At 60.4% G+C, this 20,306-nt stretch carries 15 protein-coding genes; 8 read left to right on the top strand and 7 right to left on the bottom strand.

Annotated features, from left to right (window positions below; all coding sequences use genetic code 11):
- Positions 1–43: 43 nt before the first annotated feature.
- The 4 genes from HHL09_RS05120 to HHL09_RS05135 all read right to left on the bottom strand — a co-directional run bounded on the left by HHL09_RS05120 (position 44) and on the right by HHL09_RS05135 (position 5,765).
- A complete protein-coding gene (locus tag HHL09_RS05120) occupies positions 44–1,084 on the bottom strand; it encodes a response regulator (RefSeq protein ID WP_169453401.1) in 1,041 nt (346 codons plus the stop codon).
- Entirely contained in the window at positions 1,081–3,804 is a 2,724-nt protein-coding gene (locus tag HHL09_RS05125; RefSeq protein ID WP_169453402.1) for an ATP-binding protein, read from the bottom strand. Before HHL09_RS05125 ends, HHL09_RS05120 begins: the two co-directional genes overlap by 4 nt.
- Positions 3,797–5,215: a class I SAM-dependent methyltransferase gene (locus HHL09_RS05130; protein ID WP_169453403.1), complete on the bottom strand. Its 1,419-nt coding sequence runs from the start codon at positions 5,213–5,215 to the stop codon at positions 3,797–3,799. The genes HHL09_RS05125 and HHL09_RS05130 overlap by 8 nt, the downstream gene beginning before the upstream one ends.
- Positions 5,216–5,300: 85 nt before the next feature.
- Positions 5,301–5,765: an NUDIX domain-containing protein gene (locus HHL09_RS05135; protein WP_169453404.1), complete on the bottom strand. Its 465-nt coding sequence runs from the start codon at positions 5,763–5,765 to the stop codon at positions 5,301–5,303.
- 107 nt (positions 5,766–5,872) lie between these two features.
- On the opposite strand from HHL09_RS05135, the gene HHL09_RS05140 reads away from it, so the two are divergent.
- On the top strand, positions 5,873–6,460 hold the full coding sequence (locus HHL09_RS05140; protein ID WP_169453405.1) for a hypothetical protein: 588 nt from the start codon (positions 5,873–5,875) through the stop codon (positions 6,458–6,460).
- Between the two features lie 78 nt (positions 6,461–6,538).
- Here HHL09_RS05140 and HHL09_RS05145 read toward each other — a convergent pair whose 3' ends face one another.
- Entirely contained in the window at positions 6,539–8,089 is a 1,551-nt protein-coding gene (locus HHL09_RS05145) for a translocation/assembly module TamB domain-containing protein (RefSeq protein WP_169453406.1), read from the bottom strand.
- 74 nt (positions 8,090–8,163) lie between these two features.
- Here HHL09_RS05145 and sufT point away from each other — a divergent pair, with 74 nt between their 5' ends.
- Complete coding sequence (gene sufT, locus HHL09_RS05150) at positions 8,164–8,709, top strand: putative Fe-S cluster assembly protein SufT (RefSeq protein WP_169457682.1); 546 nt, start codon at positions 8,164–8,166, stop codon at positions 8,707–8,709.
- 31 nt (positions 8,710–8,740) lie between these two features.
- Positions 8,741–9,064 (top strand): hypothetical protein, encoded by a 324-nt coding sequence (locus HHL09_RS05155; RefSeq protein ID WP_169453407.1) that lies wholly within the window; start codon positions 8,741–8,743, stop codon positions 9,062–9,064.
- A 22-nt stretch (positions 9,065–9,086) separates the two neighbouring features.
- Here HHL09_RS05155 and HHL09_RS05160 read toward each other — a convergent pair whose 3' ends face one another.
- Complete coding sequence (locus tag HHL09_RS05160; RefSeq protein ID WP_169453408.1) at positions 9,087–11,564, bottom strand: glycoside hydrolase family 31 protein; 2,478 nt, start codon at positions 11,562–11,564, stop codon at positions 9,087–9,089.
- Between the two features lie 392 nt (positions 11,565–11,956).
- On the opposite strand from HHL09_RS05160, the gene HHL09_RS05165 reads away from it, so the two are divergent.
- Both HHL09_RS05165 and HHL09_RS05170 read left to right on the top strand, forming a co-directional pair.
- On the top strand, positions 11,957–13,264 hold the full coding sequence (locus HHL09_RS05165; RefSeq protein ID WP_169453409.1) for a glycosyltransferase: 1,308 nt from the start codon (positions 11,957–11,959) through the stop codon (positions 13,262–13,264).
- A gap of 93 nt (positions 13,265–13,357) precedes the next feature.
- Positions 13,358–14,587, top strand: coding sequence for a glycoside hydrolase family 57 protein (locus HHL09_RS05170; RefSeq protein ID WP_169453410.1), 1,230 nt, complete (start codon positions 13,358–13,360; stop codon positions 14,585–14,587).
- A gap of 90 nt (positions 14,588–14,677) precedes the next feature.
- On the opposite strand, the gene HHL09_RS05175 is transcribed toward HHL09_RS05170, so the two are convergent.
- Positions 14,678–16,225 carry an excinuclease ABC subunit UvrC gene (locus HHL09_RS05175; protein WP_277349160.1) on the bottom strand — a complete coding sequence of 516 codons (1,548 nt, stop codon included), beginning with the start codon at positions 16,223–16,225 and terminating at the stop codon, positions 14,678–14,680.
- Positions 16,226–16,364: 139 nt separating this feature from the next.
- Here HHL09_RS05175 and HHL09_RS05180 point away from each other — a divergent pair, with 139 nt between their 5' ends.
- The 3 genes from HHL09_RS05180 (at position 16,365) to HHL09_RS05190 (ending at position 20,100) form a co-directional block, all read left to right on the top strand.
- A complete protein-coding gene (locus HHL09_RS05180) occupies positions 16,365–17,189 on the top strand; it encodes a MotA/TolQ/ExbB proton channel family protein (protein ID WP_169453412.1) in 825 nt (274 codons plus the stop codon).
- Positions 17,190–17,200: 11 nt separating this feature from the next.
- Complete coding sequence (locus tag HHL09_RS05185; protein WP_169453413.1) at positions 17,201–17,617, top strand: ExbD/TolR family protein; 417 nt, start codon at positions 17,201–17,203, stop codon at positions 17,615–17,617.
- A 95-nt stretch (positions 17,618–17,712) separates the two neighbouring features.
- On the top strand, positions 17,713–20,100 hold the full coding sequence (locus HHL09_RS05190) for a tetratricopeptide repeat protein (protein ID WP_169453414.1): 2,388 nt from the start codon (positions 17,713–17,715) through the stop codon (positions 20,098–20,100).
- The last annotated feature ends 206 nt before the right edge of the window (positions 20,101–20,306 follow it).

Below are 20,306 nucleotides of genomic sequence, written 5' to 3' on the forward strand. Positions count from 1 at the left end.
GTCCTCCGCATGGAAGACGGCGGACACTAGAAGAAAACGAAGGTCAGAGAAGTCCCAAAGCTGACGAAATCAACAGATCGTCGTCGAAAAGCCACCGGGAAACATCCGATCCCGATGACATCTCCGCCGCTGCGCCGCCGGGCTTCACCTGGATGGTCAGGGTTTCCGAGCGCAAGCGGGTGACGGAAGCCCCGAGGTCATAGATGCCCATCAATGCGGCCAGCACCGGGATCGCCTCCTCGCCACCGCGGTCGCTCACGCCGAGCAGACCGGCGAGAAGCCGCGGGAAGGGATCATTCGACGACTTGAGGATGCTGCTGTCCCCATCCCTGCTGCTTTCGAGAGATTCGGCCGGCAGCGCGCTCACGAAGGCCGCGACCCGGTCTTCCAGCGTGGCTCCGGTGAAGCCAGCCTTGAGCAAGATCTCCAATTGGGACGCCAGCTGCTTCTGGTTCTCATGCACCTTCCGCCAGGAGTCGACACCAGCTTCGATGGCACCGGTCCGACCGCCGGCCGCAGCACCGAAGGCACCAAGCCGGACGAAGGAAGCGACCGCTTCCGCCGCGTGTTTCCCGGGCAGGCCGGAGACCACCGGCACGAGCGCAAAGGCGCCAAGTCTCGCGGAATAGATCACATTTCCCAGCGCCTGAAGCTTCGCTCCCATCAGGTGACTCAGATCCCGCTTCACGATGAAGAACTCCATCGCCCGGCGTAGCGTGACCTCGAGCTCGCTGACTTCCCAAGGCTTCGTGATGTAACGGTAAATCCCTCCCTTGTTCACCGAACCGATGGCGGCATCCAGATCCGAATAGGCGGTGGAAAGGATCTTCACGACGTCCGGATACTGGTCGGCGATCTTCGAGAGGAAGCCCACGCCGGTCTCATTCGGCATGCGCTGGTCGGTCACGATGATACCGATCTCCGCCGCATGAGCCCGGAAGATGGAAAGCGCTTCTACACCATCCGAAGCCTCAAGAATACGGAAGGTCTCGCCATAGAGCCGGCGGAAGTACTTTCGCGTCTTCTCTTCGTCGTCCACGAAGAGCACGGCATAGCGCTGGTAGTCGTAGTTAAGGTCGCTCATGGTAGGGAGTCGCTGGGGTCGGAGTCGATGGATTCCTCCTCTTGCTCCCAGTCGGCGTCAGGGTCGGGAGGAGGAAAGAAGATGGTGAAGCAAGTGAACTCGCCGGGGCGGGTGTCCACTTCGATGTGGGCGCGGTGGCGTCCGAGGATCTGGTGGGTGATGCTCAAGCCGAGCCCCATTCCCTTGCCAACGTCTTTCGAGGTGAAGAAAGGATCGTAAATCTTGCCGAGGATTTCCTTGGGGATGCCCGCGCCATTGTCCCAGATGGTGACTTCCCAGCCGCCGGCAGCCGGACGAAGTCCCACGTCGATGCGGCCGGGATCCCCTTCCTTCTCGGCAATCCTCTGTTGGATCGCATCGATCGCATTCTGGAAAAGGTTTACGAAGACCTGCACCAGCTGGTTGCCATTGCCGGTGATCAGGGCCTTTTCGGGACCCTTCAGATTGAAGGCGACCTTGTCGCCGAGCTGGTGGCTCACAAGCCTGCGCGAGCGCTCGACCACGTCGGCGAGGTCCGCCTCGCCACCGACACGGTTGTCATCGCGGGTGAACTGGCGGAGATCCGCCACGATCTGGGCGACGCGTTCGACGCCCTCGCTGATGTCGCCGACGATCTCGTCGTAGTCCTCGTGATCGTCTGCCGGCAAGGAGCGGCGGAATGAGCGCAAGGCATGCAGGCCGGCGCGGGCGTAGTTGAGGGGATTGTTGATCTCGTGGATAATGCCCGCGCTCATCTGGCCGAGGCCGGACAGCTTCTCGTTGCGGACTAGCAGCACCTCGTTCTCCTTGAGCTTTTCCATTGCGGCACCCAGCTCGCGATTGAGATCGGCCAACTCGCGGCGGATGGCTGCCATGACAAGCTGGTTACGCAAGCGCAAGACCAACTCCGTGCCGGAGAAAGGTTTCGTCAGGAAATCGCTGGCACCCGCCTCAAGGGCATGGAGCTTGGTCTGCTCGTCCGCCCGGGCAGTAAGCATGATGACGGGCATCTCACGGGTAGAGTGATGGCTGCGGATCGCTCGGCAGACCTCCACGCCATCCATTTCCGGCATCATGTGATCGATCAATGCCAGCACCGGCAGGTGCTGCTTTGCGAGAGCCAAGGCTTCGGCCCCATCGCGAGCTTCAATCACCTCGACATCCTCGAGCTGCATCACGAGGTAACGGCGCATGTCCGGCTCGTCATCCGCCACCAGCACCAGCGGTCGGCTGCCGGAACCCGGACGCCCGACGCCCCGGGCCACCACGGTCGTCTCCGCATAGTCGGCAGGACGTGCGACGGAAAGCGCTGCCCGGCGGTGCAGTTCCTCGATATGTTTTCCGGAAGCCTCGACTTCCTCTTCCTCCGCGACGGGGGCCAGCAAGGCCACTCCGGCCCTCTCCACGGGGAACTCTACTTTGAATTTGGTGCCCACGCCCACCACGCTCTCCGCATTGATGGTGCCGCCCATGGTATCCACGAGGCTCCGCACCAGAGCGAGACCGATGCCTGCGCCCTGGAACTTGCGGGTCGAGGAGGAATCCACCTGCCAGAAGCGTTCGAAAATCCGGGGAAGAACATCGGTGGAGATACCCACCCCCGTATCGGAAACCGAAAGCGCCAGCATGTCTCCTGTGAGGACACCATCGACATCGATGCGGCCGCCGGAAGGCGTGAACTTGATCGCGTTGATCGTGAGGTTCAGCAGCATCTTCTCGATCTTGTCCCGATCGAGCATTAGCGGGCCGTCCACACCAGTGAGCTTCCAGTCGAGAGCGACGCCATCCTGATCAGCCAGATGCCGCATCGAGTGCATCAGGCCGTCCAACATATCCTTCAGATTGGTCGGCTGGAGCTTGAGATCGGCGTGCCCGGTGTCGAAACGCACGAGATCGAGCAAGTCATCGATCAGCTTCAGCAGGCGCAAGCCGTTGTGCTCGGTCATGGCCAGCATGTCGCGGACATCCTTCTGCGGGCTTGCCCTGAACTTGTCGGCGAGGCGCTCGGTCAGGCCGATCATCACGGTGAGCGGCGTGCGCAACTCGTGGCTGATGTTTGCGAAGAAGCGGGTCTTGGCCTCATCCAGCTCGCTCAGCTGCCGGTTCTGGACCTCAAGCTGCTCGCGTGCGTCTTCCACCTCCTTGCGCAGGGCGAACTCGCGGAAACGCAGGCGCTCGTAGAAATAGCTGCCTGCCAACACGAAGACGCTGGTGACGAAGAGGAAGTAGGCGTTGTTAAAAAACAGGCGGTGCTCGGCGTGCCCGGGCGCAAGCGCCACGCTGGCAAAATAGGTGCCGATGCACAGGATGATCATCCCCACCGAGTTCCAGAAGGACCAGCGGAGCAGGAGGGACAAGCCGAGGAAAACAAGATTCAGGCCGGCGTAGTAGACGGAGTTCCCGCCACCGGTCTCCATGATCATCCAACAGATCCCGAGGGTCGGAAGCAGGGGGATGCCCTGGGCAATCCAGTTTCGCGATTTTTCGCGGCTCAGGTATGCCAGCGCCCAGAAGATCCCGCAGAGCAGGAAGGTCGTGATCGCCCGGATGAAAAGGAAGTGCCACGCCTTCTCCGGGAACACCATCCAGTCCAGAGTCGTCCCGGCGAGCATGAACAATGCCGCCAAGGCCGCCGCGCGGCGGGCGTTATCCACCGAAACGCCGTGCTCGTATCGTTCGAACGCGTGCTTCAGTTCGGCCTCATCAGCCGCGGGAAAGGAAACTGACGCGGCTTCAGCCATTGGCCATTTCGATTTCCAGGAAGAGGTTCACCCCGGTGGAGTCCGCCTTGACGTCCACCCGCTTCACGGGCGCGCCGACGGGCACGAGATCCAACATCTCCTCCTTGCCGCGGTAAATCAGGTTCCACTCCATCAGATACTCCATCCAGGCCTTGCGCGGATTGCTATCGGCCACGTTCGTCACCACCACCAATCCGCCCGGCTTGGCGATCGAGCAGAAGAATTCCACCAGCCGCTTGCCCACCCGCTGCGAGAGATAGTCGAAAAGACCCGCGCAATAGACGACGTCGTAGTTACCCAGTTCCGGATCGCCACCCGGCTGCACCGCCGCCTTCAGGATCTGGTGGACGGACCGCGGGATGAATCTCATCTGGGTATTCCGGGCCATGCCCATGCGTGCCTTGTCCAAACGCTCGCGGGTGTATTCCAAGGTCTCCGGATTGAAGTCCAGAAGGTCGAATTCCATCAGGTCGCTGGAGTCGTGATCCTTCAGGAAACGGAGTACTTCCTCTGCGGGGCCGCAACCGAGGTTGAAAGCCCGCGCCCGGCCGCGACCGAAGCGGCGGCTCGACTCGCGGTCGAGCATGTCCACCAGATAGTCGATACGGTTCCGGTGAGCCACCACGGGCTCGGTGTTGAGCATTGCATAGTTGAGAAGCTTCGCGAACGAGGATGCACCTTCGTACGGATCTCTCAACATCATGTTTACCATTTCGTAGTCACCGGCATATCCCAGCGGCTTCGTGTAGGTGCGGTAAAGGAACGGCGAACAGAGGACGATGGGATGCAACTCCCGCCGGATATAGGATTTGTGAGAGGGCATTTCCTCCTCCGAAATCTCGCCGGCCACATCCTCGAAGCTCTCCATCGCCGGGATCACTTCCTCGATGACCTTCTTCTGGATGTTAGAAAAGATCTCACGCTCCAGGTCGTCCCGACGGCGGGTAGCCGTCGAGCGGATGCCCACATCGATGCCGCCCATCCAGTGCTGCACGCCGGTAAGGGTGCTGGACATGTCCGCCACGGAAATCTTGAAGGCGTCCTGAACCTTGTTAGCCGCCTTCCAGTCCGACATGAACCCGGCGAACTGGCTTCCCAGATCCGCCTCGCCGGTGACGCCCGAAAGAAAGTCCACCTCCTGCCAGCCGTCTTCCAGGCTCGCCTCGCAGACCAAGACCAAGCCCGTGTTGAGCAGATTGCTCACCACCGCTTTGCCGCGGTAGATCAGGCGCTTGTTTGCGAGGATCCGGAAATCCGAGAGCACCTCGGAAAGCTGGAGGATGCTATAAGGATTGTAGACCTCGAAAACGACGGAGTATCGGGTCAACCGGAGCAGGTTTGCCTGAACCTCCATTCCCTGGCTGTTCCGGCACTTGATGACGCTTTGCGACTGGTCGGGGAGAATCTCCATCAGCAATAGTTTTTCTTGGAGCGCACGACACCCGAAATCGGACATACGGGCAAGCCAATGTCGCAAACCTGCAAATCTTGCAGGGTCATAATCGGACACTAAAAAAATCCATCATGACCTGCCGATAGACATCGCGCTTGAATTCAGGGAGCCACTCAAGGTCGAACTCTTCCGGCATAATCCAGCGATAGGCACCGAATTCGCGCGGCCGCTGGTTCACGTTTACCTCCGGCGCGTCATCCTTCAGCAGGCAATGGTAGTAGGTCTGCTCCTGGCCATGGCAGCCGTGCTTGCGCATCTTCTTCACCCGCACATCTTCCGGATAGAGATAGCGGTACCCCGCCCGACACCCCAACACCTCATAGTGCTGCGGGAGCAGGCCCACTTCTTCCCTCACCTCCCGGAAAAGAGCCTGTTCCAGACTCTCCCCGTCATCCACTCCGCCTTGGGGAAATTGCCATGCACCGGGAATGGTCCAGCGCTCGCAGATGAGCAATTGCCCCTGCGGCTTGACCATGACGGCAGCGACATTCGGCCGGAAACGAACCACGCCCGAATTTTAGCGCGAATCGGCGCGTATGCTCAATCCTTAACTTACCCGAAATATCGCGCGGATTCTCGCCAAATGCATGAGCCGTGCTCACACTGCCCGCCACGATGAAAAAGACCGCTCTGCTCCTGCTCCTCACCGGCATGGTGCTCTCCCTTCCCACCGACGTTCACGCCCAAGGCAACAATAACAACGGGCAAAACCAGAATCAGAACCAAGACAACAAAAAGGACGACGACGAGGAAGAGGAGGAGTCGAACGCCGAGGAGACGGAAAGCGCCAAGCGTTTCTGGCAGGCTACCCTGCCTTCCGGAAACTACATGGCCGCCCTCGACCACATCTCCTCGATCAGCATGCATGAGTATGTCCTCGATGGCCAATTGCTGGTAAATGAAATGGTCGTAGACACAGGCGGCCGCTCGCTTGCCCGTTTCTATCATGTCGCCTCCGTGACCGAAGCCGCCGGATCCAACACCGCCACGCGGATCGCCGAGCGGGGACGCCAACTCATCGACCAAGCCGGCGAACGTGTCGGGACCAACGTTCATAATCTGGCCCAGAAGAACTACCCGACCACTAGCCATGCCGGCATGGTGGAATACCGCGTCCTGAACCTGAACGACCTGAAAGCCCTCTACAAGAGCCTGCAATCCGCTTGGGAAACGAACCGCGGCAAGACGATCACCATCCGATAAAGGGTTCCGGGCCTAGCCCAAGCTGCTTCCACAGAGTCGCCTGTCCCGATCCGGGGCGGGCGATTTTTCGTTGGGAAGCTACTCCTTCTTCTCCTCGTCCTTGCCGCGCAAGGCATCGAAGAGCCCTCCGACTTCCCGCACGACTCCTTCCGCCTCCTTCAGGGTGTCGCGTCCTTTGTCGATCAGATCGGTGCCCTCCTTGATCAGCCCGGGCGCGTTTTTGAGATGGGCCTGGAGATCCTCGCCAACGACCTGCTGGGTGAACTTCAGCACCTTTTCGCCCGTCTCCGGAAGGATCTCGATCATACGCATGCCGGCCGCCTCGATCAGGCGGGCGGTAAGGTCCTCCTCTGGCTTGTCCACGGTGCCGGTGATGTGCAGATCGGTCCAAAGGAGGCCTCTCTCACCCGGGCTGAAAACCGAAGTCTCCGCACCCGGGATCTTCGCGAGAACGCCGGGGACCAGACCGAGACGGAATCGGCCATCCAGCCGCTCCTGCTTGTCCACGCGCAGGGCACCCTCCAGCCGCACCAGCCCCTCGCTCGCGAGGACGAGATTACGGAGGGTGAGCGCCCCATCCTCCCATTCGAAGTCCGCCTTCGCATCCTGCAGGGTCAAGCGCCGGAACCGGCTGGTATCCGCGTAGGCGGAGAGGGCATCCAGAAGCGGCAGCGCGGTCAGCATCCCGTCCGTCAGGTTAAGATGGCCACTTACCGCCGGTTTATCGTTTCGTTTATCGACGCTGAATTCCGCATCCACGTTTCCGGCGAGGCGCTGCTTCCAGTCCTCCGGCAGAATCTCGGCACAGCTCACATCGCGGAGGTATCCATTGAAGGCATATCCTTTCCCTTTCGCCGACATCTCCCCCGAGAGATCCAGCCGACCGCTTTCATAAACTTGGAAATCCGCATCCGTCAGGAATACCGTATCTTCCTGATACCTCAGGCGAGCCCGCCCGAGTTGCATCGGAGGAGCCCATTTCCACGGCATTTGCACCACTCCGTCCGACCCCTCGGCCCGATAGCTTCCCTTCGCGCCGTCCGGGGTCAAGCGCCAGAAGGTTCCCAGAATACCGATGGTCCCGCTCTTCGTCAGGACACTCAGGGAGGACCGGTCGAACTCCACCTGGCGGAGTTCCACCTCGTGAGGGACCAAGGAGTCATACCATTTTTTCGCCTTGGGCCGAGCAGTATCCTCTCCAGTGGACGGGAGGTCTTTGACCCGCTCCGCCGCCGTGGTGTCGATTTCAATTTCGATGCGCTTGGCGCGGGCATCATCCACCTGCCAGACGTCTTTCCACCAGCCGCCGAGCCCGATTTCGACCTGCAGACCCTCGGCATCGATCGATCTTACCAATCCCTCGCCACTGGCCTGAAAGCCGGTGGTGTCCATCCGGGTCCCGCTCCACTGGAAGGGACCAAACTCGCTCTTCACGCGCAGTTCCTTGTCCGCCGAGGCGGCCAGCATGTGCCGGAAGCTTTCCCCGTGCAGCCAACTGCGGAGCCAGAGGTAGCCGCCCCCCATCGCCACCACGCCAAAAATCAGAGCCGCCACGATGCCACGCACCCACCAGCGGGAAATCCCTTTTGCTTCACCCGTTCCGGCCCGCCTCCGTTGTCTCCGGCTCATGGGGGAAAGCTGCCGTCTTTCCGGTGACACGGCAAGCCGCTTGCACCGCCCGGGGCCGCCGCTACACTGCCCGCATGCACGAGGAAATCGCCCTGGCCCGCGAAGTGGAAGCCATCCAGATCCCCAGCGGGGACACCATCACCCTGCCCATGGGCACGCCGGTCTTCATCACCCAGCGCTTGGGCGGCACCTACACGGTGGCCACCTCCGCGGGTCTGGCCCGGATTTCCTCGAAGGATGCGGACGCCTTGGGAGTGGATCTCGAAAAGGAGAAGGAAAAACAGGCCGAGGCCATCCGCCTGAAGGACGCCCCGCTGGAAGAACAGGTCTGGGCCCAGCTCAAGAGCGTCTACGACCCCGAAATCCCGGTGGACATCGTGAACCTGGGTCTTGTTTACGACTGCGGGATCGAGGAGCAAGACGGCAAGAAGGTGGTCGCGATCAAGATGACCCTCACCGCCCCCGGCTGCGGCATGGGCCCGGTGATCGCCGCCGATGCCCAAGCCAAGATCATGACCATTGAAGGCATCGATGACGCCAAGGTCGAACTCGTCTGGGATCCCGCTTGGAATCAGGATATGATTTCCGAGGAAGGAAAGATGAAGCTGGGGATGATCTAACGGGTGCACGGAGCCATTCCATCGCCGCGGAATGAAGATCCCGAAACCACTGGTGAAGCCGCTCAAGATCTTGGGCGGCTTCTTTGCGATCGTCACACTGGGATGTCTCGTTGACCGAGTCTGGTGCCTCCGTCATCTGGGAGGAGAGAGTTTTCTGGAGAAGGCCGACGAGATCCAAGAGCTCTCAACCATCCGATCAACCGGCTACATCGGAACCTCCGGAAGCAGGGCCTACCTTGAGTCCTGGAAAGCAGGCCGACCGGGATGCATCGTTTACTGGACCGAATTGAAGAATCTCCCGCCAGATCTGGTCGAGAGACTCCGCAGAGGCGAGGACCCGTGGAAATCCCGCTGAGTCCGGTTTACGAGGGGCAGCTCTAGGCTTCTACCTTTCTCCCCTCTTTCGCGTCGATATCGACGGGAGCCCACTCGATTTCCACATCACGGAAGTCCTTCGGAGCACGGGCCCGGTAGCGACCATCTTCGCCACGCGTGGCGGTGGTCTCCTGTCCATCGATCACCACGTTCAGCTCCGGATCGGCGCTGCCAATCCCACAGAAAGTCAGATTCACGGCGTCATAACCCGGCGACCAAGTTCCCTGCCACTCGCGGCTCAGGCGGATTTTCCCTTCACCGCCTTCGAGTTGGATCACGGAATCCCGGAAGACGCCGTCCTTCCACAACTCGCCATCGCCCTCATCTTCATACCAAGCGCTGGTCTCGCTCCCATCCTTCCACCAAGCGCGCAGTTCCGGCTCGGGATGGGGAATCTGCCCCACCCACTGCTGGAGCGGCCAATGCGGGATGACCGCGCCGGCGCGGACAAAAACGGGGATCCGGTCGATGGGGCACTCGATCCAGATATCCGTGGCAACCGCCTTCGGGCGTGAGTCGTCGTGATAGGCGAACCACTCGCTGCGGGGCAGGTAAAGGAAACGGCCTTCCTCTCCCTCCGCCATGATGGGGACCACGTAAAGATGATCGCCGAAATAGAACTCCGCGCTGCGCCAGTAAGCATCCGGGTTCTGGTGATCGACGAGCGGTAGCGAGCGCAACATCGGCGTGCCATCCTTCACGTACTGGCGGAAAGCCGTGTAGATCGTCGGGAGAAGACGATAGCGCATCTCGATCGCCCGCTTCACCCAATCCGTCGTGTCCTCGCCGAAGGACCAGGGCTCTTGCTCGCCGTGGTCCCCGGATGAATGCGTGCGGAAGAAGGGATGGAACACCGCCAATTGTACCCAGCGGAGGTAAAGCTCCGGCGAAGGTGTCTCGATAAAGCCGCCGATGTCCGAACCGATGAAGGACATTCCGGAAGTGGCGAGCCGCTGGCATTGCGTGTTCGCCATGTTGAGATGCTCCCAGGAGGCCACGTTGTCTCCGGTCCAGCCGCAGGCGAAGCGCTGCGTACCGGCATAGGCGGAGCGCGTGATCGAGAAAGGCCGCCTGCCCTTGCCGAAGCGTCGCAGGCCCTCCTTGGTCGCGCGGATCATCTGCATGCCATAGATGTTATGCGCCTTGCGGTGCGAACAAGGGTGCCCGTCGTAGTCGTGGCGGACATCATGCGGAAAGGTCCCCTCTTCAAAGACCGCCGGCTCGTTCATGTCATTCCAGATCCCATGCACGCCGGTCTCGCCAATCAGTGCGTGGAACTGGTCCGCCCACCAGTGGCGTACCTCGGGCCGGGTGAAATCCGGGAAGTGGCAGAGACCCGGCCATACCGAACCCTTCATCAGGTTCCCGTCCTGGCGACGACAGAAGTAACCCTTCTCGATCCCCTCCACCCAGACCGGATACAAGGGATCGATCTTCAGGCCCGGGTCGATGATTGCCACGGTTTTGAATCCCTCCTGCTCAAGTTCCTGCACCATCTTCTTCGGTGAAGGAAAGCGCTCCGCATCCCAGGTGAAGCAGCGGTAGCCATCCATGTAGTCGATATCGAGGTAGATGGCATCACAGGGAATCTTCCGGTCCCGGAAACCGCGTGCGATATTCCGCACCGCAGCCTCCGGGTAGTAGCTCCACTTGCACTGATGATAGCCCAGTGCCCACAGCGGCGGCATTTCCGGCAGGCCGGTAAGCTGCGTGTAGCGCCGCACCACATCCAGCGGCGTATTCCCGTGGATGAAGTAGTAGTTCATCTCCCCGCCTTGGGCGGAGAAGGTAGTGACATTTGGTTTCTCGCTGCCGAAGTCGAATCCGGTGCGGAAGGTATTATCGAAAAAGATCCCGTAAGAGCGCCCCCGGCAGAGACTCAGGTAAAAGGGCACGTTCTTATACAAGGGATCCGTCTCCGGCCCGTAGGCATAGGTATCGCTACCCCAAAGCTGGAAACGGCGGCCGCGCAGGTTCAGGTCGCAGGACTTGTCACCCAGACCATAGAAGTATTCCCCGTTCTGGCAGACCTTGCTCATCTTTACGATCTCGCCGCCGAACTGCTTGTTGTCCTCCCAATGGTAACCCTTGTCGTCCTGGCAGAGTATCTTCCCGCTGACCGTGTCGGTAATGGTGACCTTCAAACCCTGCCGTGCGATCCGCACGGACAAATGTCCCGTCTTCAACGCATAGCCGTCCGCGAACTCGATCAGTTCGTGATCCGGCAACTCCGGCCGAAATGCCGGGTCGACGGCGTAGGAGAAGTCATCCTCGAAACGCCCTTCCGGCGAAAAACGGAAGCGCACGATGCCCTCCGCTACCAAGCGCAACTGCATCAGCACCCCGTTGTCGGTGAGGAACTCGAAGACTCCCTCGGCCGAGTGCCTCAACTCCCGGATCGAGGCCGGGAAGAAGTCCACTACCGCCGCAGCGGCCTGGTGCTTCTCCATGTAATTGCCGGAAAACTCTTCGGAAGCCATGGGTGGGAATGAGAATCGGGGTCTGCGCGGCGAGCATAACACCTTAGCCAGCATCGTGCCAAGCCGGACCGCGACCCCGTCTTTCGGAGCAAGGCCCTCCGCCTCAGCCTCGGGCCACGGAACCCAAGTGGCGGCATGCGGTCGAAAACCCGGTCTTGTAATACGAAAGCACTCGTACTTCGAGCCAGAGGGTCAAAATCAGACACGACTTTCGAAAGAGGCTATTCGCCTTGATTTTATCAATTCCCGCGTAGCGTTCCGATGCTTGCGTGGCGAAGGTGGCACCGTGTAACCACGTAATTTCCCTCGACATTGGCCCGCCCATTGCTCAGGGACAAACAGGGTCCCGGGAGTGCCTGAAAATCAATCCCTGAACGGCTCTTATTCAGATCATGAATCGCATTCGCGTGCTTAAACTAGGCTGGGAGTTCCCCCCCTTGATCAATGGCGGACTCGGGATTGCCTGCCTTGGTCTTTCGCAAGCTCTCTCGAAGCACGTGGATCTCCGGGTGATCGTCCCCAGGGCCGATCCTTCAACTCACTTCGACGGCTTCAGCCTGACAGGATTGAACAACCTGAGGGTGGAAGACCTCCAGACCGTAGAGGGCAAGTATCGCTACGAAAGCTTTGCGCAGATCGAACGGGTCCCCATCCAGCTCGACCCCTACGACACGACTGAAACGACAGTTGAAAACATCCGCATGGAACCGGGTGGGGAGATCCGCTTTTCCCAGACCACACGGAACCAGCTGGAACAGTTCAAGATGGGTGAACTCTACGGCGGTGACCTCGGCACCAAGGTGATCGAGTTTTCCAAGATCGCCGCGAAGCTGGCGCTGCAGACTGAATTTGATGTCGTGCACGCGCATGATTGGATGACCTTCCTTGCAGGCGTGGAGGTCAAGAAAGCAACCGGCAAGCCGCTGGTTCTCCATGTCCACGCATCACAGTACGACCGTGCTGGCGCGGATGCCCGCGGATGGATCTACGACATCGAGAAATATGGAATGGAGCAGGCGGATGCGGTGATCCCCGTGAGCCGCTACACCGGCCAGGTATGCTCCGGCCACTATGGCATCGACCCCGCGAAGCTTCATCCCGTGCACAATGGCGCCGAGCCCGTGCATGTTTTCACCACCAAGAAGAAGTTTCCCGAAAAGCTGGTCCTCTTCCTCGGCCGCCTGACTGCCCAGAAAGGCCCCGAGTTCTTCCTTGAGATCGCCTCAAAGGTCCTGGCGGTGAACAAGAATGTCCGCTTCGTGATGGCAGGTACCGGCGAGCGACTGAAGCCACTCATCGAAAGCGGAGCTTTCCGTGGCCTGGGCGGCTACTTCCACTTCACCGGCTTCCTGAACAAAGAGAAGGTCAACGAGCTGCTCTCGATGACCGACATCTACTGCATGCCTTCTGTCTCGGAGCCATTCGGCCTCTCGGCACTCGAAGCGGCGCAGTTCGGCATCCCCGCCGTGATTTCAAAGCAGTCCGGCGTGGCCGAGGTTCTCAAGGGCGCACTGAAGGCGGACTTCTGGGACGTCGATCTGATGGCCAAGCACATCATCGACCTTCTGGAAGATGAAGAGCTGTGCCAGCGCGTCATCAAGCAGGCCGAGCAAGACATCGAGGCCTCCACATGGGATGCAGCCGCGGAAAAGGTGGTGGCCATCTATCGCGACCTCGTTCGCGAGCCTGCTACCGTGTAACGCCCCTGAATCCTTTTTCCGGAGCGCGACAGATCGATTCTTTCAATACCCTGCGAAATTGGTCTGAATCGTGTTCTCCCCTCTGCCGAGCCCATGCCCGACGTCTGCCTCTACTTCCAGGTCCACCAGCCGAACCGGCTGATCCCCTACGATTTCTTCCGCATCGGTGAACACGCCTTCTATGAGGATGACGGCCTGAATGGCGAGGTGCTCTCGAAGGTGGCGGAAAAGTGCTACCTGCCCGCGAACGCTCTTTTTCAAAAGGCCATCAAGGAGACCAAGGGGCGCTTCCGCATGGCGCTGTCGATCAGCGGCACGGTGATCGAACAGATGGCCTACCACCGGCCGGATGTGCTGAAGTCCTTCCAAGACCTGGTCGCCACCGGAAATGTCGAATTGCTGGCGGAGACCTACTATCACTCCTTGGCGATCCTTCACTCGAAGAAGGAATTCGAGCGGCAGGTCGAGAGGCATCTCGATATCCTCGAAGACACCTTCCATGTCCGTCCCCGCGTTTTCCGGAACACCGAGCTGATCTACAACAACGCCATCGCCGCGCAGACGGAGACGATGGGTTTCGACGGGATCCTGGCTGAAGGTGTTCCCTGGGTGCTCAACGGCCAATCACCGAATTACCTCTACCGAGCTCCGCACGTTTCCCAACTGAAGACCATCCTTCGCAACGACGGGCTCTCCGATGATCTCGGCTTCCGCTTTTCCGACCAGAGTTGGAGCGAGTGGCCCCTCACGCCGGAGAAATTCGCCGGCTGGATGAAGAAAGCACCGGGGGACGTGGTGAATCTCTTCCTCGATTACGAGACCATCGGTGAACACCAGTGGAAGGATACAGGCATCTTCGACTTCTGGGAGAAGCTGCCCGAAGCGGTGTTGGATCAGGACATCAAGTGGATCACTCCCAGCGAAGTCGTGGATCTCTTCCGGGCCTCGAAGGAATATGATTGCCACTGGCCGACCTCATGGGCCGATGCCGAACGCGACCTCAGCGCGTGGACAGGCAATGTGATGCAGCAGGAAGCCATCGCGAAGATCCACCGACTGGAAGAAGAAGTTCTCGCGGCGAAGGATCCGGACCTCACCCATGTGTGGGCGAAAATGCAGACCTCGGACCACTTTTACTGGATGTCGACCAAGGGCGGGACGGATGGGAATGTGCATCAGTACTTCTCACCTTATGGGAGCGCCTACGACGGGTATATCTACTTCATGAATGCCCTCGCCGACCTGCAGATCCGGCTGAAGCGGATTCGTGAAGCGAAGCACCTCCCCACGCCCGAGCCGACACCGGCGGACGAGGTGGTCTGATGGGAGACCCCGCAGCTCGTGCTCTTCGTTTCTCCGGGACGAAGAGTTCGACTCCATCCCGCCCCTCTTGGGACTGCCCCTGCTTCGTTCTCACCCCAGCCACTCCAGTATCGCCTCCGCGGACTTCTCGGAAATCCCCGGCAAGGCCGCGATCTCCTTGGCGCTCGCTTTGCGGATCCGGTCCACGCTTCCGAATTTTGCAAGCAGCGCCTGCTTCTTCTTCGGCGATACCGCGGGACAATCATCCAGCAAGCTCTCCTTCATCCGGCGGCGATAGAGCAGCGCGTTATAGCCGTTTGCAAACCGGTGTGCTTCATCGCGGATGCGCTGCAGGAGCTTCAGGGCGCCACGGTCATGCGGGATCAACAAGGGATCACTCTCGCCGGGAAAGAACACTTCTTCCCGCTGTTTCGCCAGACCGATCACCGGCAGATCAAAGAGACCGAGGTTTCTCAGTTCCCTCACCGCCATCGAAAGCTGCCCCTTCCCGCCGTCCACAATCACCAGATCGGGCAGCACAATCTTCGCCCGGCCTTCCTTCGCCAGCCTTCGCTGCCTTTCCAGGGGATCTTCCTGCGAATACTCATCATCCGGATTCGCCTGAGAGTTCTCCCCTAGAATCCGGGAATAACGCCGGCGGATGACCTCCGCCATCGAGGCGAAGTCATCCTGTCCCTCCACGGTACGGATGCGGTAGCGCCGGTAGTTCTGGTTGTCCGGCTTGCCATCGGTGAAGCGCACCATCGATGCCACGATGTGGTTCGATGAAACGTTCGAAATATCGAAGCACTCCATCACCCGGGGCGGACCTTCCAGCCCCAAGGCCTCGCCCAGATCCGCGAGATCCTCGGTCGGTTTCACCGTGGTCGGCACGCCGCGCCCGCGGGTGAACTGCCGGGTCGGATTCAGGGTCTTCTTGAGATTATCCAGGACGTCGCGCAGCAAGGCCGCCTTTTCGAAATCGAGCCGCTCCGCCGCCTTCGCCATGTCCGCCTCCAGATCGCTGAAGATTTCACGGCGCCCCTTCCCTTCGAGCACCGCGCAGGCCTCATCAATCCGCCTCAGGTAGTCCTCACGGGTGATTCGGAAAATGCAGGGGGCGGAGCAATTCCGGATGATGTCCGCATTGCAGTGCCGGTAATCGTTCTCGCCGGGGTTCAGCGGGCGGCAGGCCCGCAGGCCGAACTTCCGGTTCAGCCAGGAAATCGTAGCCCGCAGGGCTCCGGAATGGGCGAAGGGCCCGAAATACCGAGCCCCGTCGTCCTTCTTCATCCGGGTCAGGACAAATCGCGGCCAAGGCTCGGAGGGCTGGATCTTTACCAGCAGGAAGCGCTTGTCGTCCCGGAAAGCGACATTGTAGCGCGGCCGGTAGTCCTTGATGAGCTTGCCTTCCAGTAGCAGGGCCTCCGCCTCGTTCCTGACCAAGTGGAATTCGAAATCGACAATCGTGTCGATCAAGGCCCGGGTCTTCAGGTCAGCCCGGGTTTTCCGGGAGGCGAGGAAATACGAGGACAGGCGCTTCCGTAGATCCCGCGCCTTGCCGACGTAAATAATCGAGCCGAGACGGTCCTTCATGAGGTACACCCCGGGCTGATGAGGCACCGTCCTGAGTTTTTCCTTCAATCCCGCCGCAGCCACACCCCGAATGGATATCCAGAGCAGCCCGACCGCAAGCGGAGAGGTACAGGCAGAAAGCCGGGGGATCCGGCGATTTCCCCATCCGAGCCCCCCGGGCTTGCTTCGGCGGGGTAGGCCGCTAAGCTCCCGGCACTTTCCGATGACGTGGCGCACGATTTTTCCCTTGGGGGCAGCCTTCCTGCCGGCCCTTGCGATGGCTCAGGAGACGCCCGCACCCGCGAAGCAGGAGGTGGACCTCATGCACCTTTTCGAGGCGGGTGGGGTCATGATGCCCGCCTTGGCAGTACTTTCCGTCATCACGGTCGTGCTGATCCTGCTTTATTTCCTGCTCCTCCGCCGGAATGCCGTGGTGAGCGACCGCTTCATGAATAACGCCGAGGCCCTGATCCGGAGGAATGACTTCCTAGGCCTGATCGGCTACTGCCACCGGCGGAACGAATCGATGGCCAGAATCACCCAGCGCGCGCTGGAATTCATGACCAAGAACAGCGGCGCGACCTTCGCCGAGGTCCGGGATGTGGCTGAGGCCGAAGGTTCCCGCCAAGCCAGCCTGCTGACCACCCGTGTGGCTTACCTTGCGGACATCGGCGCCATCGCCCCCATGGTTGGCCTGCTGGGCACCGTGATCGGGATGATCAAGTCCTTCATTCAGGTCTCCGACGGCGGCTTCCAAGGTGCCCGCCAGATGGCGTTTGCCGGCGGGGTTTCCGAGGCTCTGATCGCCACTGCGGCAGGTCTCGGCATCGCGCTCCCCGCTCTGGTTTTCTACGCCTTCTTCCGCGGTAAGGTGCAAAAGCTGATCTCGGATCTGGAGGGTGCCTCCACCCACTTGATCGCCATCCTCCGCGCCCAAGTGGACCGCCACGCAGCCCCACAGCCCGGCCCGGCCCGCCGCCGTGACGAATACCAGACTCCTGTTCCTTCCCATCTGACCGAGGATCGTCCGGATCTCCACGGTATCTGAGCTGAGCGCTGATGAAATTCCGCAATCACAAGCTGCCCCCGGCGGAGCTGCAACTGGCACCCATGCTAGACGTGGTGTTCCAGCTGCTGATTTTCTTCTTGGTCAGCTTCGAGTTCCAGCGTTCGGAAATGGACATGAAGGTCTCCGTTCCCAGTGCGCAGGAGGGGGCGGATAACGAGCGTGCCCGGGGCGAAATCATCGTGAATGTCCGGGAGAATGGCGAGGTGGTGGTGGAAAACCAGACCATGACCCAAACGCAGCTCCGCGAGAAGCTGACCGCAATCGCCAAGCAGCACGAAAACCAGCCGATCCGCCTCCGCGGCGACGCGAACTGCAAGTATCAGACGATCGTCGAGGTCATCGATACCTGCCAGAAGGCCGGAATCTGGAACATTTCCTTTGCGACCCAGCGGCCTTCGGCAAAATAAGCCACGGATCGCCCTTCCGGTGACGCTTTCCCCGGAATTCCACGTTTAAACCGCGCCTTGGCAAAACCCGGCCATTACGCGACACTCCGCCTGTTGTGAAGATCCGTGCTTTCCTTTGCCTTGCCGCCGCCGGCTCCCTGCTTGCCCAGGAAGCCCCGCCACGAGCGGAACCGGTCGATCCGGCCCTCCAGGCAGATCCCGGCGAGGACTGGTATCAACACGGTCGGAATCTCTTCGAGTCGGCCAAGAACGCCTCGAACCCGGATCAGAAATTCGAGCTCTATGCCCGTGCGATCGATGTCCTGACCCGCTACCTCGGGCAGTACTCGAATCACGCGAATTCCGATGCGGCCTATTGGTATCTCGGTGAGAGCTACTATGCCTCCGGTCGCATCGACGACGCGAAGCGCTGCTTCAACAATCTGGTGAACCGCCGGAACAAGGGACGCTACGCGAGCGCCGCCGCGAACCGCCTGGCGGTCGATCACTATCAGAACCGCCAATATGCGCTGGCCGCCCCCCTCTTCGAAAAGATGGCGGAGCTGGCGGATGTGCCGGAACACCGCTACCGGGGCTTCTACTTCGCTGCCGTGGCTTACGAGGCCCAAGGCCGCACCCGGGAGGCCACCGACTACTATCGCAAGCTGCTCGAGCAAGAAGGTGGTAATCCTTTCATCCACCAGAGCCAAGCCGGTCTCGGGCGCTTGCTCGCCCGCGCGCAGAAGCTCGATGAAGCCCTGCCCCTGCTCGACAAGGCGGTGATGTCCCGCAGCACTCCCGAAGTCCGCGGCCCCGCCGCCGTGGAAGCCGGAATGGTGGCCGCGAAGATGGGCCAGCCTGATCTTTCCGACAAGTATCTGGGGATCGTGCTGAACACGGCAGGCATGGAGAAATACCGGCCGGACGCGCAGTATGCGATGATGGCGTCACGCTTTGACCGGAAGGACTACAAGGGCGTCACTGAAGTCTTCCGCCGTAGTGCCGAAAAGGGGGAGGGCGAACAGGAAGCACTGCGATTGATGCTGGCCGCCAAGTCCTACATGGCTTTGAACAAGAATGTCGAAGCACTCGAGCTCTTCCGCGAGGTGGAGAAGCTGATGCTTCCTAACAACATCCACGCCTTCGAAGCGAATTACCTTCGCCTGATGTGCTTCTACCGCATCGAGGGACGCCATGTCCCGGAGCAGGTGGATGCCTTCCTCGATCTCTATCAGAAAAACCGCCCGCGCGATCCCAAGATCCACACCGCCCTTCTCATGAAGGCGGAAACCCTGATGGATGCCAAGAAGGCGCAGGAAGCCGCAAAGGTCTACAACGAGATCGATGCCTCGGTGATCTCCGCGGAGAACCGCCGCGGTCTGTTCTTCAAGCGAGCCTGCGCACTGCTCACCGCCGGCGACTCGCAAGGGGCGATGCAATCCTTCAGCGACTTCATCAAGAGCTATCCCGATGATCCACGCATCCCCGAGGCTCTGATGCAGCGGGCGCAGGCCTACACGAACAGCGGGGACTTGGGCAAGGCAGTGGCCGACTACGATCAGATCATCGCCCGGGAAACCAAGGACGAGTACAAGGCCCTCGCCTATCTGGAGTCCGCCGATCTCGCCAAGCAGCAGGGCAACCTCCAAGACATGGTTACCCGCTACCAGACCTTCCTCCAGAAGGTCCCCGGCGCGAGCAAGCCGCGACAAGCCAAGGCGAACTACTGGCTGGCGTGGGGCCTGATGAAGTCGAATTCCGTGAAGGAAGCCCTGCCCTTTGCCGAAGCGGCTCGGAATCTCGATCCAAAGATTTACGGCAAGAACGCCAGCGTGCTCGTCACGATGGGCAACTGGAGCCTTCAGAATCCGGATGCGACCTGTGACGGCATTGATCGCGGGATCAAAGAGGACTATGCCGACCAACTTCCCGACCAGCTCATCGACTGGGCTGCCCAGCAGGCTTACAACGCCGAGCGCTACAGCCAAGCGTCCCGTTTCTACAAGTTGATCGTGGAAGAGGACGATCCGCGGGTGACTCCAAAGGAATCCTGGCGCTATCTCGGCAAGGCCCTGCTGAAGGACGGCAAGGCTCAAGAGGCCCTCGGTCCGATCGACAACGCCCTGGCCGTGGAGGACAATCTTTTCTGGAAGAGCGATGGCCTGCTGGACAAGGCGAAGGCACTCCTTGATCTGGACCGCCTGGATGAAGCCGCAACCATCGCCGGCCAATGCCAGGATCTCAAACCTCAAGGTCGCGTGAACTCCGAGGTCCGTCTCGTGATCGGCGATATCTGGATGAAGCGGAATGACCCCGCAAAGGCAGCCGCGGAGTATACTCCAGTGGTGGTGCTGATGCTGGACGACAATGACAAGGTCCTCAAGCCACTCGCCTACTCAAAGCTCATCAAGGCGCTCGATGCCAAGGGCGACAAGGCAGAGGCGGAGAAATACCGCGGGGAACTGCAGCAGAAGTATCCCGATTGGCAGCCTCCCAAAGGTTAGCGGCGAGGCCCCGAACAAACGGGCCCGCCGCACTCCTGTTGGACAACTTGAAACGGAAGCCCTGCTATCCCTGGTGGATCGCAGGGCTTTTTTGTTAGATTGGGATTGGCTCCCCTTTCGAGGCGATTGCTCCGCACCAGCATCTTCCCCGGGCAGGCACGAATCCCCGGGATGGCTTGATTCGTCCTGCTTTCAGCTTGTCAGTT

The sequence above is a fragment of the Luteolibacter luteus genome (genome assembly GCF_012913485.1).
Taxonomy (GTDB): Bacteria; Verrucomicrobiota; Verrucomicrobiia; order Verrucomicrobiales; family Akkermansiaceae; genus Haloferula; species Haloferula lutea.